We start from the raw sequence: 14,532 nt of genomic DNA on the forward strand, positions 1-14,532 counted from the left end.
GGAGGTTTTCCCGATGCGTGCCCTGCTGACTTCATTACCATTGACCGTTTTTCTTGCATCGGCATCAATCGCCGATCCCTTACCAACATGGACCGGCACGGCCACCAAAGCCGGGATCATCGCTTTTGTCGAACGTGTGACGGACCCGGCCTCAGCGGATTATGTCACTCCCGCCGCGCGCATCGCGGCCTTCGACAATGACGGCACGCTCTGGGCAGAGCAGCCGGTCTACTTCCAGCTCTTGTTTGCCATCGACCGGCTGAAGGAAATGGCTGCTGCTGATCCCGGGGTGCTCACGTCCGACGTGCTGCGCGCCGCAGCCGACGGCGACATGGAGACAGTAGCCGCCTCGGGCACTGAGGGACTGTTAGAAATCGTCTCCACCACCCACTCCGGCCTGACGGTGGATGAGTTCCAGGCTGAAGTGCGCAGATGGCTGGATACGGCCAAACATTCCGGCACCGGCCTGGCCTATGACGAAATGGTCTATCAGCCAATGCTGGAGCTCTTGAGCTACCTGCGCGATGAAGGCTTCCGTACTTACATCGCCTCGGGCGGCGGCCTGCATTTCATCCGGGTGTTCTCGGAAAGCGCCTATAACATTCCGCCCGAACAGGTCATCGGCTCTATTGGAAACGGCAGCTATTCCGCCGGGGACGGTCCGCCGCGGGTGATGAAGGACCCCGGTATATTCTTCATCGACGACAAGGCAGGAAAGCCGGTTGCTATCGAGGCCCGCATCGGGCGGCGGCCTGTGATCGCGGTGGGAAATTCTGACGGAGATTTTCAGATGCTAGAGTGGACCACTGCGGGAGATGGCGCGCGGCTGGGCATCCTGCTGCATCATACTGACGGCGAACGCGAATACGCTTACGGCCGTGACAGCCATATCGGGCAGCTTGCGCGCGGGCTTGACGAAGCTGCCAGCCGCGGCTGGGTGGTAATCGACATGGCGCGTGATTGGGCGCGGGTCTGGCCGAGCGGCGAATGATGCAGCCGCGCAATCCCAGTGCATGAATAACCCAGTAAACCGGAAGGCCCTCCGAAAATGCAGATTGCAGTTCTGATCCTTCTCCTGCTGCTGGGGCCGCCCGCTATGGCCCAGAGCCTTGACGGATACGTGGGATCTGATCGCTGCACCGGCTGCCACAAAGAGAGTGCCGCCGGCTGGGCTGGATCGCATCACGCTCAGGCCTGGACAATGCCGTCGCGGGAGACGGTCGCGGGTGATTTCAGCGGGACGTCCTTCCAGCATGACGGTATGACCGCCCGGTTTCAGACCGGAGCGGAAGGCGGCTTCTACGTCGAGCTGACCGAAAAAGATGGATCTCAGGCTGAATACCAGGTGCATTCGGTCGCGGGGATTGAACCGCTGCAGCAATACCTTCTGGAGACCGAACCAGGGCGGCTGCAGAGCTTCGACGTGGCCTGGGACACCGAAGAGGGGAAGTGGTTCCACCTTTACCCGGACCAGACCCTGCCGCCGACGGACGGTTTGCATTGGACCGGCCCCTACAAGACCTGGAATGCGCGCTGCGCGGAGTGCCACGCGACGGGGTTCCGCAAAAACTACGACGCCCGCCGTTCAAGCTACGCATCAACCCAGGTTGAAATGGGCGTTGGTTGCGAGGCCTGCCACGGTCCGGGGAAAAACCACGTTGCTTGGGCCGATGCATGGGAAACGACAAGGACGCCGCCGCCCGCAAATTACGGATTTCCTGTGGATTTCTCTGATCCCCGGCAGGCAGTCGAACAGTGCGCGACGTGCCATTCCAGACGCGAAGCCAACTTGGACGGCAACCCGGTGCCAGGCACGCGTTTTCATGACGCCTACACGCTCGCACTTTTGCGCCCGGGGCTTTACCACGCGGACGGGCAGATCCAGGACGAGGTATATGTCTACGGCTCCTTTCTGCAATCTAAGATGCACGCTCGGGGCGTGACTTGCCTGAATTGCCACGGCGCACACAGCCTGGACCTGAAGGCAGAAGGCAACGGCCTTTGCACCCAATGCCACAGCCCGGCAGGCAATCCGGATTTTCCAACGCTCACAGCGGCCGACTACGACAGCCCTGCGCATCACTTCCACCCGGAAGGCAGCGCTGGAGCGACGTGCCAGTCCTGCCACATGCCGGAACGCGTCTATATGGGCAACGACTGGCGCGCCGATCACTCTTTCCGGATTCCCCGCCCGGACATTTCACCGGCGACGGGCGCACCGGATGCCTGCACCGCCTGCCACAGCGGCAAGAAAGCAGCCTGGGCCGCAGCACAGATTTCCGCTTGGTACCCGGACAGCCAAAACCGCGGCCGGCACTACGGGGAGGTGCTGGTGCGGGGGCGTGCCGATGCGGCGGCAGCGGCTGGCGACTTGACCGCGCTTGCGCAGGATACCAGCCAGCCAGGCATCGTACGGGCAACTGCGCTCTGGATGCTGGAGCAGTCCAACGACCCGCAGTCTGCCGCCAGGCTGACGGATCTGCTGCAGGACCAGGACCCGCTTGTCCGCGCTGCCGCGGCCTCTCTGCAGCGGCTTGCGCCGCTTCAGGAAAGGGGCACGCGCCTGGCAACCGCCTTTGCCGATCCTGCCCGCAACGTGCGTATGGCTGCTGCCCGCGCGATGCTGGGCGGCACGGTAAACCGCCTCCAGAGCGGAACTGCCAGAGAACTTCAAGCCGCTATGGCTGAATGGCAGGATGCCATGGCAAACCGGCTCGATTTTCCTGAAACCCATCTTCAGCTGGGCGGTGTGGCTCTGACCATGCGCAACATGGGCATGGCCGCATCCGCGTTCCGCGAAGTGGTTCGGCTGGATGCGCAACGGCTGGATGCATGGATGATGCTGGCCAGGATCACAGCGGCGACCGAAGGACGCGCTGCCGCCGCCGCGGTTGTGGCAGAAGCCCTGTCGGACAATCCGGAACATCCCGCGCTTCTGGCCGCACAGGCAGAGCTGGAAGGGAAACCTGTGCCGCAAGGAGAACGCGAATGACCGCTTCTGTCAGGATACCGGAAGCTCAGAGCGGACCGCTGGGCTGCCCGGACTCCGCTATGTCTGAAGCCACCCGGCAAACTGTGAAACGTCTGCTCAAAAGGATCTGCCTATGAAAACCTTCTTGGCCGCAATCGTGCCGGCGGCTGCCGGCCTCCTGGCATCCGGGCCTGCGTCTGCTCAGAATTCTGACTGGAACTACGAGGCGACGATCTACCTGTTCACGCCCGAGTCAAAAACCGCAATCAATACACCCGCAGGGCGGATCGAGGGCACACTCAGCTTCGGCGACGCAATTGAGAACCTTGATTTTGCCTTTATGGGAGCTTTCGCGGCCAGTAACGGGAAATGGAGCTTTCTAACCGACTACATGTATACGGACCTGTCCTTCCGCAATGACACACCCGGGCCTGCGCACTCGGGGCTTAACACATCGATGACGACCCAGATCCTGAACGGGTATGCTGGATACCGGGTGCATGACAGCGGCAGAGCGGCAGTCGACCTCGTTGCTGGTTTTCGGTGGTTCGACACGGACACAACCCTGACCTTGCAGCCCGGCACCGCGCCGCAGCGGAGCGCCGCCGCAAATGCAAGCTGGGTTGATCCGGTGGTTGGGTTCCGGATCCGGACGGCGTTTTCGGATCGCTGGCAGGGAGCCGCCTTTTTCGACTATGGCGGCTTCAGCGGCGGCAATGAAACCTGGCAGGTCTTGCTGACAGCCGGCTACGTGCTCAATGAAAATTGGGTGCTCCGCGGCGGGTATCGCTATATTTCCATGGAGAATGAGGTGAACGGAAACCCGTTTGAGTTCAGCCAGTCCGGTGCGATCTTCGGAGCGACATACCGGTTCTGATCCGCGTGAATAAGGGAAAACTCCCGCACCCGATAATGTCAGCATTGGCCCGGCTGGTCATTATTGGGTTGCTCTTCTCTTATCCAGAGTTTCACTGCGGAAAACTCGAAACGATAACCGGGGGCCAGTTAATAGATCACGTCATTCGTGCATGGCCTTGATGCTGTAACCGCCCCCGACGGCATCGAAGTGCCAAGGCGGGATCGTAATAACCCGTATTGGGAGGCGGTCATGTCTGAGATTATCACGGTCGGACTGGAACTGGCGAAGCATGTGTGCCAGGCCCATGGTGCTGACAGCAAAGGGTGTGCCAGCATAACCCAATGGCTCTGATGCTGTCCTGCCTCCGGCGCAAGGATCGCAGGCACGGTGGCGGGCGGCGCTGGTAAAACGGTGAAAACAAAAACTAATCCTCCGTTTGACAAGGTAAACGGGAAGCTTTCGCTTGAGCGCCGCTTGAATTCAGTGGCACACTGCCGCCGGAACTTGGGGAAACGCGATGACGAACAACGAGACTTCAGCGCCGCCGGTGATCGGCGTCGGCGCTTCGGCAGGCGGGCTGGAAGCGATACGGGAGATGCTTTCCGCGGCGGGGCCGGACACGGGGCTTGCCTTTGTTATCGTTCAGCATCTCGATCCGAATCACGAAAGCATGATGGCCGAGCTTTTGGGCCGGCAGACGCCGCTGCCGGTGAAGCAGGTTTCCGGCGGAGAGCGGGTGGATGCCAACCACGTTTACGTGATACCGCCCGGCCGCGGGCTCGCCATAGAGGATGGCTGCTTGCGCCTGCACGAGTTCAAGGAACCGCGGGGCCTGCGGCGGCCGATCGACGATTTCTTTGCTTCCCTGGCACGCGACCAGGAGCACAACGCAGCCTGTGTGATCCTGTCGGGCACCGGTGCCGACGGCACCAGCGGGCTGCGCGCAATCAAGGAACGCGGCGGCCTTTGTGTCGCGCAGGAGCCAGATACCGCGGGCTATGACGGCATGCCGGTGTCGGCAATCGGCACCGGGCTGGTGGATTTTGTGCGCGATCCCGGCAGCATCGTCGCCTGCCTGCGCACGTTCTTCGACCGCAGCAGTGCGCGGGAAACGCGTGAGAAGGCGGCCGAGGTGGTGGCCGACCACGTGGACGAAATGTGCGCGAGTCTGCGGAAGACGGTGGGGCATGATTTCTCGGGCTACAAGAAATCTACGCTCGTACGCCGGATTGAGCGGCGCATGCAGGTGCTTGGGATCACTCAGCCTTCGACCTATCTGGAGCGCATCGGCGACGACGCCGATGAATGCGAAGCGCTGTTTCGGGACCTGCTGATCAACGTTACCCGGTTTTTCCGGGATCCTGAGATGTTCGAGGAACTGAACCGGCGGGTCATTCTGCCAATGGTGGAGCGGGCCACCGCCGAGGATGAAATCCGCGTCTGGGTGCCGGGCTGTTCCAGCGGCGAAGAAGCCTATTCCATCGCGGTGCTGTTTGCCGATGCGCTGGCCTCGCGGATACCGCGGCCGCTGGTGCAGATATTTGCCACCGACATCGACGAAAGCATGCTGTCGCTGGCGCGCGAGGGACGCTACCCGGTCTCAGCACTGGCCGACATCCCCGAGCGGCTGCGCGAGCACTTTACCATCGGCAAGGACGGGATCTTTCAGATGGCGCCGAAGGTGCGCGACTTGATCCGGTTCTCCTCGCACAGCCTGGTGAAGGATCCGCCGTTTTCCAAGCTTGACCTGATCTCCTGCCGAAACCTGCTTATCTATATGGGCGACCGGCTGCAGCAGCAGGTGTTTCCGATCTTCCACTATGCGCTGAACCCGGGCGGGCACCTGTTTCTGGGCCCCTCCGAAAGCATCGGCCGGCACGAGGAATTGTTTTCGGTCACAGACCAGAAGTCCCGCATCTACAAACGGCTGGAAGGGCGGCCCTTCTACCCGTTCAATCTGCCAGCCAGCGTCGCACCCGCAAAAAAGCGCAGCCTCGAGCTTCCGCGCTATGCTGAATCCTCGCGCCTCAGTTGGGAAGAGAGCGTGTCAGTCCGCCGCTTGGTGGAGCATTACACGCCTGCCTCGATGGTGGTTGATACCGATGGCGGAGTGATCAAAACCTACGGCAGGCTGGCAAAGTATTTCGAGTATCCCAGCCCGGGCCGGGATATTAACTTTGCCGTGTCGCTGGCCCGTCCCGGTCTGCGCGACGTGCTGCCGCAAATGATCCGGCAGGCAGCGACGGGCAAGAAGCGGGTGGTGGCCCGGGATGTGACAGTTCATGCGGAGTTCGGCCAGCAGGTCGCCGATGTGGTGGCCGATCCGCTGCCCGACGGAAACGTGCTCCTGGTGTTCCGTGACGCTGCCCCGTTCGAGCCGGGCGCCGCAGACGACATGCTGGAACTGGGGCCGGCCGACAGCGAGCTGCAGGTGCTGCAGGACGAGCTGCGCCTGACCCGGCACCGGCTGCGCGGCACGGTTGAGGAGCTGGAGACCGCCAATGAAGAGCTGAAGAGCTCGAATGAAGAAATGATGTCGATGAACGAGGAGCTGCAGTCGACAAACGAGGAGCTGACCACAGTCAACGATGAGCTGAAGACCAAGGTCGACCAGTTGACGATGGCGAACTCGGATCTGCGCAACTTTTTTGAGTCGACCCGCCTGGCGGTGGTGGTTCTGGACCGGCACTTGCAGATCCGCAGCTTTACCGAGGCTGCAAAATCCGTGTTTCCGCTCAAGGACAATGACCGCGGCCGGCCGCTGACCGAGGTGGCGAGCCTGCTGGAAAACGCCCAGCATATCGAAGACGCCCGCGCCGTTCTGATGGGCGACTCCGTGCCCGCCCGCACGGTTGCCTCGTCCGACGGTGCGCGGCAATGGGCGCTGCGTGTGCTGCCCTACCGGCTGCAGGATGGCACCATTGATGGTGCGACCATCGTCTTTAATGACATTACCGAGGCGCTGCGCATGCAGCAGGATCTCAATCTGGAGCGTGAGCGTCTGCAGCTGGCGGTAGAGGTCGCCCAGCTTGGCGTCTGGGAGTACCACGCCGAAAGCGGGGAAACGTTCCTGGACGAGCGCGAACTGGCGCTGTTCGGAGTCAGCGAGAGCGGTGACAACGGTATTGATACGCTGATGGAACTCATCCTCGATGAGGACCGCCCCGGGGTGGAAGCCTCGCTGCGCCGCGCGATCGCCGGCGACGAGGACTTCTCGGCGGCGTTCCGGATCCGCCTGCCGGATGGCAGCGTGAGGCATTTGCGGGGGCTGGGGCGTCTCGTCGATGCGGCAAGCCCTGTCCGCATGATCGGCGTCACCTTTGATGTCAGTCCCGAGGCACGGCTGGCCAAACAGCGGGAGCTGCTGATCCGGGAGATGAACCACCGGGTGAAAAACCTGTTCGCAATTATCGGCGGTTTTGTCAGCGGCGCTGCGCGCTCCGCCAATTCGCCGGCGGAGCTGGCCCGTGATGTCCGGGCCCGGATCGAGGCGCTTGGCCGCTCCCACAGTCTGACGCAAAGCCAAAACGGGACCGGCGGTGTGCAGTTGAAAGATCTTATCGAATGCGCGGTCCGGCCGCATGCGGGCAATGCCCGCACCGCCGTGGCCGGCCCCGACATTGTGATCGACATCGAGCAGCTCACCCCGCTGGCGCTTGTGTTCCACGAATGGACCACGAACAGTGCCAAATACGGTGCCTTCCGTCCCGAGGGCGGCCGGGTCGATGTGACTTGGGAAAAAGTGCCTGGCAATGCGCTGGAAATCGCTTGGAAGGAAGAAACGGAGGCGCAGCGAAAGGACGGCCCGCCAGACGGCACCGGCTTTGGCAGCCTGTTGGTGAAACACTCTGTCCAGCAGCTGGAAGGCAGGCTTTCGGAGACGCATACCCAGTCGAGCTGGCACAGCACCTTGACCATCCCACTCCCTTAGCCGGAACGGCCGGGGTCCGTGGCGCCGGGTTGGCGTTTTCGGCTCCAGGCCGTGGTGCTGATGTCAGACACCTCTGTCTTTTCCGCGGGCATCGGCAAGGGGAGGCTTTGCTGTACTCAAAGGCGCCAAGCCTTGCCTCCGCACGCCGCATATCCGGAAATGAGGCTGCCGGACGACCAGGACTGCCCCCCGTTACGGACGGTTCGGTCCCGCTGCGCTGGCTCACCTTTGTGCCGTGGCAGCGATCAGTCCGTTACGACGTTCCACTCCGCCATCTCTTCGGCGGTCAGGATATATATCTCGTCGGGGGGCGTGGCCATCGCCGGGCCCATAATCCGCAGGTCGATTCCCATGGTGTCGAGGTGCTCCAGCACACGGGCCTGGCCGCGCTGGATATCCTCGACCGCCAGGAATGCGGGCAGGATGTCAGATTCCCCGAACCGGTGCTGATGAACACCGAGACGCGCAGTCTCCGCAACCTGCCGCCCGGTGCCGCCGGCAAAGATGTAGGGGCAGGCCGACAGGCAGACCGCCGCCTCCGCCAAGCGCGTGTCCGCTCCAGCCTCGCGGACTGCACGGCCAATTTCCAGCGCGTCGGCGACACTGCCGCCGGAGCTATCGAGAAGGACAGTGCCAGGTTTCAGACGGCGCAGGTCCGCAACGATCCGCTCGCCGTCACCGCGCGAGATCGCGCCCCGCAGCAGCAGTGCCCGCTTGCCATCCAGCGTGGTTTCTTCAGCCACCAGGCGGCGTGGCATGTCACGGTCGATGCCAGGGCCGGGATTTGCGGGCCGGTCCGGACGGTAATGGCGGGTCTGATCCCCAGGCCGGGTGGGCTGGTCCAGCTCCGGCACCGATACGGGCGATAGCATCCGCGGCAGCGCCGGCCCGAGGTCAAGCGCCACCAGCATCACCGCCAGGCCGATCTGGCAGCCCAGCAGCCAGCGGAACGGTGCCCCCGGCCTGCGCGCGAAAACTCTCCCGCCCCAGGTCATTCAACCGCTCTGGGTCCGGGACGCGGCCCGGCGGCGCCGGGAGATCCGCTGCTGGTCTCTGCCTCGCCGGCGGTCTCCTCATCCTCCGGATCCCAGGCCGCGCCGGGGGCCGCGGCCTCAACCTCGCGCAGCGCCAGCACAGCGGCGCGCAGCTCGGCCACGGTCATCGAATCCTCGGGTTCCGCCGGGTCGCGCCCGGCACGGACGGCGCCCTGCGCCACCGCAACAATCAGAACCAGGACCGCCGGCAGCAGATCAATGGCGATGGCACCGGCCCAGGAAGGGGCGAAATTCCCGGCATAGCGGATCACCGCATCGGCCTTGGAGATCGGCGTGTAGACAACCTCGGCAGCGGGTTCCAGCGCCAGCACCTCCGCCGCGGCGGCCTGCAAGGTCTCTGCCCTTTGCGCCAAGAGTTGCAGCAGGGAGGTGATGGTTGCCTGCTGAGCGGCCTGGCCGCCCGCATCCCCCGCGTCCAGACGCGGCAGGACGACGGATTCCGCCAGATCCCGCGCCGCACGGTCCACCATCGGCGCAACAGACAGTTGCCGCAGCTCTGCGATGATGCCGGCCAGGCGCACGGATTCTTCTGAAAACTCGACGCCGCGGGCGGTAACAGGCCCCGGTGCGACTGTCAGCGCGCGCATCCGGCTGAGGATCGCGTTGCCTTCCGCAAAGGCAGCGGCCAGCGGCGCCTCCTGTTTTGCGATCAGCCCCTCCAGCGCCGCCAGTTCATCGGATTTCTGCATCAGCACCCGGAACACGGCACCGCGTCCAGCCAGGCCGGACAGGCCGCCGCCTGCTTCCTGCTGCGACAGGTCCTCGAACCCTTGCCGCGCCCTGCCGACGTCCAGGCGCAGGGCCTGGCCCTGCAGCGCAAACGCATTCGCGCGCTCCAGCGAGGTCTGGTATTCCTGAACCGTGCGCGCCAGATGCTGCTCCACAGCCGCCGACCCGGCCAAGGCGGCAGCGTTCAGCCAAGACGACATCGCAACAATCGCAGCCGACCCCAGCGCCATTGACAGAAACAGCCACATCCGCGCCGCCGCTGTCCGCATTGCCGGCAGCAGCCGCAACAGGTACGACCAGAACACATAGATCCCGGTTGACACAGCGGCGCTGTAAGATACGGCCGCAAACAGCGACAGAGCGCCGTCGTCATCCAGAAGCCCGCGCACGCCAAGATAAGTGTAGATGCCAGAGGCCACCGCAAGCACACCCAGAGCTGCCGAGGTGAAGCTGTCCAGCCATTGCAAATGCTCTTCGACTTCGCGCGCGTGGCGAAGGCCCTTGATATCACGTTTCATATTGGCACCTCCCCTCAGAACATGTTCCCTGCGGCGGGGAAAACAAGGCGGCAGCTGACAAGTCTGCTCCGGCGGCTGCCGCAGCTGCCTATGGCGCTGCCGCCATCCCAGCCGGATTGATGGCGGGCACAGCGGGATGCCGTGCTGGTTTTTCCAGCTTGACCGCGGCCGCCGGTGTGAAACCGGCCCGGAAGACTTCCACCCAGACCTGCGGCGGCCTCAGCCCGATTGGGCCGAGGGCCAAGCTATCCTCTATGGCGTAGATTTCGATCAGGCCGCCAAGGCCGTTTTCATCCGGGTTTGCGGTGTCCCACGGTATCACCGGGCCAAAGCCATGCGTCCGGAGCATCCAATGGCGCTGGATTGCCTCGGAGCCGCGGATTTCGTCAACCGCCTCCGGCAGGCTGCTGCCGCAAAAGCCGAATAAGGAAGTGTCCAAAACGCGCCATTCGTGAAGCTCACGAAGGTAGTGAAAAAGGAGATGCCGCACGTGTGCCCCGGAAATGTTCAATGTTTCTGATTTTTCAGGATAAACGCGGAATTGGCGGGTTGGTTCCCGTCAGCGCAGGATAAATCGGACATAGTCCGCTCAACCCCGGAAGGGGCGGGAACAGTTGCACCCCCGCAGGCGTTGTTCCTTCAAGGCCGGCGCCGTCGGCCATGGCCGAGGAGTCCGCTCATGTTCTTGCACCTTCCCGCACAGATCCGGTTTGCCGCCAGCGTTGCGCGCATGGCGTTCGAAGCGCAAATCATCATTTCCATCCGCACCCTGGGCATGCTGGGCATTGCCCCCGCAGCGCCGGCTGAAAACAGGCGAATGGTGCTGGAGAAAGTGAAAGCGTTTCAAACCAGCGCTCAGGCAGCCGCGCAGCTCGCAGCGGCTGGCAAGCCGATGGAGGCTGTCATGACCGGAGCGATGGCCCCTTACAGCCGTGCCACCGCTTCCAACTACAAGCGCCTGACCCGGCCGCCCAAAAACGGCCGCTGATTTCCAGGCGGCATTGCTCGAAGTAAACGCGCCCCGCCCGAACCGGGCGGCCGGGTGCGGCCCGGTTTGCCGCTGTCACCCTGAGGAAAGGCTGTAAGCGGCTCCTTCACCGCGGTCCGCCAAGCGGAAGGGGGTGTCCGGCCATTGAGACCTCCATTCCAGGGCTAATTTCCGAAACTGAACCGAGTTCAGGCCATGCGACGAAGGGTGAGGTCCGAACCTAGCTTACGGAGTGGCGGCGAGGCGTTGTTCATCGTGCCGGGGTTGAATTCGGTGCCTCTTAAGGGCTGCAGGTCTCAACTGACGCGGCGGAAGACGGAACTCCTCTACAAGCTAGCGGGTTGTTTTATTGACTACCGAAGGAGCCATCATGCCGACGATCACCACGATGAATCCCGCAACCGGCGAAACGCTGAAAACGTATCCGCTCATGACAGAGCAAGAGGCAATCCAGAAGCTGGAGTCCGCGCAGGAAGCGTTTCTTGATTGGAGAAAACTGTCCCATGCCGAGCGGGCCCCATACCTGACCAAGATCGCGGAACGGCTTCGCGCCAGCGCTGACGAGCTGGCGGCGCTGATGACTCGCGAGACCGGCAAGCTGTTGAAAGACGGCAAGCGAGAGGTAGAGATCTGCGCGGCAATCTTGGATTACACCGCGAAACACGGTCCCGATGTCCTGGCCGACGAAGAGCGGACCCACGGCACCGGCGGGGCGAGGGGGATCATCAGTTATCAGCCGATCGGCGTGATTTACTCTATCCAGCCCTGGAATTTTCCGCTGTATCAGCCGGTTCGCGTGCTCGCCGCAAACCTGATGGCGGGAAATGCTTGCGTGCTGAAACATGCCAGCATTTGCACCGGCTCGGGCTTGCGGCTGCGTGAGTTGTGCATCGAAGCAGGCCTGCCGGAGGACCTGTTTCAGGTCGTCCTGATCGATCACGGCACCAGCGACACGCTCATCGCGCACCCACTTGTGCGCGGAGTAACATTGACCGGAAGCGACGGCGCCGGCCGCCATGTCGGCAGCGTGGCCTCGAAGGCGCTGAAGAAGACGGTATTGGAACTGGGCTCGAATGACGCTTACCTCGTGCTGGAGGACGCCGACATCGAAACTGCGGTCAAATACTCGGTCATCGGGCGGCTCTACAACAATGGCGAAACCTGTGTTTCAGCCAAACGGTTCATCGTAGCGGACAAGGTCTATGACGCCTTCGTGTCCGCCTTTGTCGATCAGATGAAGGCCGTCAAGATGGGAGATCCCACGGACGAGGACACCCAGCTTGGCCCGCTGTCAAGCGACGCCCAGTTGGAAACCGTGAAGGAACAGGTGGACGAAAGCGTGGCTAAGGGTGCGAAGGCACTGTGCGGCGGTAAAGCGCCTGATCGGACCGGCGCGTTCTATCCTGCAACCGTGCTCGTGGACGTGGCCCCCGGCATGCCAGCCTATGATGACGAGATCTTCGGCCCCGTGGCCGCCGTGATCCGAGCCAAGGACAACGAAGACGCGATGCGCATCGCAAATGACAGCCGGTACGGCCTCGGCGGCGGGATCTTTTCTCAAGACGAAGAGCGCGCGCTGCGGTTGGCCCGCGACCATTTCGACACCGGGATGATCCGCATCAACTCTTTCGGAGCGGCCGATCCAAACATGCCCTTCGGCGGCGTTAAAGATTCAGGCTACGGTCGCGAACACGGCGGCTTTGGCATGAAAGAATTCGTCAACGTGAAAGCGATTTACCTGCCATGATCACACTCCATGCACTGCAATACTCTCGCGCCACCCGCGTTCTCTGGCTGCTGGCGGACTTGGGGCAGCCCTGTAACCGGATCGACTATGACCGAACCGAGGCCTTCCGCGCCCCTGAAACGCTGTCCAAGGTTCACCCTTTGGGAAAATCTCCGGTGATCGAGGATAACGGCGAGATGATTGCCGAGTCTTCCACGATCCTGCGATACCTCACGGCAAAGTATGAAGATGACACCCACACACCGCCGCCCGGCACGGCGGACTTCTGGCGGCACGAGGCGCTCTTCGACTACGTCGAAGCTTCCCTGGCTGAGATCGCCTTGCAGGTGATCCTGCCCGCGTTCCGCGGCCAACCGGTGCCGGACGATGCGAAAGCCGCACTCGACACCCACCTCGACTATCTCGCAAAAGCCATCGGCGACGGGCCACTGCTGTTCGGCAGCAAGCCGATGCTCGCGGACATTCAGCTCTCCTACATCGTCGCGCTTTTGGCGCGGTTCGACCTTCTGGCGGACCATCCGAAGGTCGCCGCCTATTGGGACGCCCTGCAACGGCAACCGGGCTATATCGCCGCGACGCGATCTGCGGGACCGATGGCACCGCCCGCTTGACCGGACAGAAAGGACTTCTCATGCCCATGAACATCCTTATCGCCGGTGCAACCGGAAAAACCGGCCGGATTCTGACTCAAGACCTGCTGGATCGAGGCCATAGCCTGACCGCGCTTGTGCGGGAAAGTTCGGACACCAGCAGCCTGCCAGAAGGCACCAAGTTGAGGCATGGCGATTTGACCGACCTGCAACCGGGGGTGTGCGACGGCGCGGATGTGGTGATTTTTGCCGCAGGCTCCGGCGGCTCGACCGGGCCGGAAATGACGGAGAAGGTGGATCGCGACGGCGCGATGCGGCTGATCGATCTTGCAAAGGACGCCGGTGTCGGCCGCTTCGTCATGCTCAGTTCCATCGGCGCGGACCAGTCCGATCCGTCGGGTGATCTAGCGCATTACCTGAAAGCCAAGCACGCCGCCGATGAACACCTCAAAAGCTCCGGTCTGACCTACGCGATCTTGCGGCCCGTATCGCTGACAGACAGCGGCCGCAGTGCCGATGTCATCCTTGGCGGCCATGTCGACAAGTCTGCAAAGGCAAGCCGCGCCGATGTGGCAGCAGTGCTGGCAGAAGCCGCCACAACCGGCGGGCTGGACGGTCAGGCGCTCGACATGCAGTCGGCCTGAGCAGCAGATTGCCCCCGGCGGTGCCGTCGCTGGGGGCATCGCGCGTTCATTTGCAGAAGGCCCTTTTACCGCCCCAACGAGACCATTATCCGAGCATTCATTTTGGAAGCTGACCTGCATTGGTATGGCAATCTATAAAGCTTTCCGGGTGATTTCGTTTCAGCTCTAACGTGAGAGTTGCTGTACTGGCGCCGCGTGCCAAACTGGAGCCCTGGATTAAAAAAAACGGGGTCTGTGATGCCCTTCGATCTGCTCGCACAGAAAGCCCGCTTTTCGCTTTGACTGCGGCTGAAGGCCTGCCTGACCGGTGGCCAAACATGGGCGGCGCCGGGTTGCCTGCCGCCCCCTTGGGCACCCACGATAGGCGCTCAGATACTCCGCGACGTGTCCCGCACATTTATGCCGAAGGGCAACTCCGGGCTTAGCTCTTGCCGCGGGAGCCGGGTTTGGCGTGAGAGATCACCTCGGGGCCTGCGCCCTCGTTCTGGCTCCAGCGGGTG

General features: G+C 62.8%; 11 protein-coding genes. 8 read left to right on the forward strand and 3 right to left on the reverse strand.

The window, feature by feature from the left end; all coding sequences use genetic code 11:
* The first annotated feature begins 13 nt into the window (after window positions 1–13).
* The 4 genes from DAEP_RS0118785 to DAEP_RS0118805 all read left to right on the forward strand — a co-directional run bounded on the left by DAEP_RS0118785 (window position 14) and on the right by DAEP_RS0118805 (window position 7,761).
* On the forward strand, window positions 14–991 hold the full coding sequence (locus DAEP_RS0118785) for an HAD family hydrolase (protein WP_027245752.1): 978 nt from the start codon (window positions 14–16) through the stop codon (window positions 989–991).
* A 57-nt stretch (window positions 992–1,048) separates the two neighbouring features.
* Window positions 1,049–2,992 (forward strand): cytochrome c3 family protein, encoded by a 1,944-nt coding sequence (locus DAEP_RS0118790; protein WP_027245753.1) that lies wholly within the window; start codon window positions 1,049–1,051, stop codon window positions 2,990–2,992.
* A gap of 112 nt (window positions 2,993–3,104) precedes the next feature.
* Window positions 3,105–3,848, forward strand: a complete 744-nt coding sequence (locus tag DAEP_RS0118795) for a hypothetical protein (protein WP_051337449.1) — start codon at window positions 3,105–3,107, stop codon at window positions 3,846–3,848.
* A 499-nt stretch (window positions 3,849–4,347) separates the two neighbouring features.
* Window positions 4,348–7,761, forward strand: coding sequence for a chemotaxis protein CheB (locus tag DAEP_RS0118805; protein WP_027245755.1), 3,414 nt, complete (start codon window positions 4,348–4,350; stop codon window positions 7,759–7,761).
* A gap of 245 nt (window positions 7,762–8,006) precedes the next feature.
* Here DAEP_RS0118805 and DAEP_RS0118810 read toward each other — a convergent pair whose 3' ends face one another.
* The 3 genes from DAEP_RS0118810 to DAEP_RS0118820 form a co-directional block, all read right to left on the reverse strand.
* Complete coding sequence (locus DAEP_RS0118810; RefSeq protein WP_027245756.1) at window positions 8,007–8,756, reverse strand: COG3904 family protein; 750 nt, start codon at window positions 8,754–8,756, stop codon at window positions 8,007–8,009.
* Window positions 8,753–10,063 carry a hypothetical protein gene (locus tag DAEP_RS24410; RefSeq protein ID WP_245595123.1) on the reverse strand — a complete coding sequence of 437 codons (1,311 nt, stop codon included), beginning with the start codon at window positions 10,061–10,063 and terminating at the stop codon, window positions 8,753–8,755. Before DAEP_RS24410 ends, DAEP_RS0118810 begins: the two co-directional genes overlap by 4 nt.
* An 88-nt stretch (window positions 10,064–10,151) precedes the next feature.
* A complete protein-coding gene (locus DAEP_RS0118820) occupies window positions 10,152–10,502 on the reverse strand; it encodes a hypothetical protein (RefSeq protein WP_027245757.1) in 351 nt (116 codons plus the stop codon).
* A 240-nt stretch (window positions 10,503–10,742) separates the two neighbouring features.
* On the opposite strand from DAEP_RS0118820, the gene DAEP_RS23010 reads away from it, so the two are divergent.
* The 4 genes from DAEP_RS23010 to DAEP_RS0118840 all read left to right on the forward strand — a co-directional run bounded on the left by DAEP_RS23010 (window position 10,743) and on the right by DAEP_RS0118840 (window position 14,032).
* On the forward strand, window positions 10,743–11,051 hold the full coding sequence (locus DAEP_RS23010; protein ID WP_051337451.1) for a hypothetical protein: 309 nt from the start codon (window positions 10,743–10,745) through the stop codon (window positions 11,049–11,051).
* Window positions 11,052–11,421: 370 nt separating this feature from the next.
* Window positions 11,422–12,798: an NAD-dependent succinate-semialdehyde dehydrogenase gene (locus tag DAEP_RS0118830; protein ID WP_027245758.1), complete on the forward strand. Its 1,377-nt coding sequence runs from the start codon at window positions 11,422–11,424 to the stop codon at window positions 12,796–12,798.
* Window positions 12,795–13,409: a glutathione S-transferase family protein gene (locus DAEP_RS0118835; protein WP_027245759.1), complete on the forward strand. Its 615-nt coding sequence runs from the start codon at window positions 12,795–12,797 to the stop codon at window positions 13,407–13,409. The genes DAEP_RS0118830 and DAEP_RS0118835 overlap by 4 nt, the downstream gene beginning before the upstream one ends.
* Before the next feature lie 26 nt (window positions 13,410–13,435).
* Complete coding sequence (locus tag DAEP_RS0118840) at window positions 13,436–14,032, forward strand: SDR family oxidoreductase (RefSeq protein WP_027245760.1); 597 nt, start codon at window positions 13,436–13,438, stop codon at window positions 14,030–14,032.
* The last annotated feature ends 500 nt before the right edge of the window (window positions 14,033–14,532 follow it).

The sequence above is a fragment of the Leisingera daeponensis DSM 23529 genome (assembly GCF_000473145.1).
GTDB classification, from domain to species: Bacteria; Pseudomonadota; Alphaproteobacteria; order Rhodobacterales; family Rhodobacteraceae; genus Leisingera; species Leisingera daeponensis.

Excerpts from the sequence above, each read along its gene's own strand:
- DAEP_RS0118810 (WP_027245756.1), bottom strand. The coding sequence starts at position 8,756 with ATGACCTGGGGCGGGAGAGTTTTCGCGCGCAGGCCGGGGGCACCGTTC.
- DAEP_RS0118840 (WP_027245760.1), top strand. The coding sequence starts at position 13,436 with ATGAACATCCTTATCGCCGGTGCAACCGGAAAAACCGGCCGGATTCTG.
- DAEP_RS0118795 (WP_051337449.1), top strand. The coding sequence starts at position 3,105 with ATGAAAACCTTCTTGGCCGCAATCGTGCCGGCGGCTGCCGGCCTCCTG.
- DAEP_RS0118785 (WP_027245752.1), top strand. The coding sequence starts at position 14 with ATGCGTGCCCTGCTGACTTCATTACCATTGACCGTTTTTCTTGCATCG.
- DAEP_RS0118830 (WP_027245758.1), top strand. The coding sequence starts at position 11,422 with ATGCCGACGATCACCACGATGAATCCCGCAACCGGCGAAACGCTGAAA.
- DAEP_RS0118805 (WP_027245755.1), top strand. The coding sequence starts at position 4,348 with ATGACGAACAACGAGACTTCAGCGCCGCCGGTGATCGGCGTCGGCGCT.
- DAEP_RS24410 (WP_245595123.1), bottom strand. The coding sequence starts at position 10,063 with ATGAAACGTGATATCAAGGGCCTTCGCCACGCGCGCGAAGTCGAAGAG.
- DAEP_RS0118835 (WP_027245759.1), top strand. The coding sequence starts at position 12,795 with ATGATCACACTCCATGCACTGCAATACTCTCGCGCCACCCGCGTTCTC.
- DAEP_RS0118790 (WP_027245753.1), top strand. The coding sequence starts at position 1,049 with ATGCAGATTGCAGTTCTGATCCTTCTCCTGCTGCTGGGGCCGCCCGCT.
- DAEP_RS23010 (WP_051337451.1), top strand. The coding sequence starts at position 10,743 with ATGTTCTTGCACCTTCCCGCACAGATCCGGTTTGCCGCCAGCGTTGCG.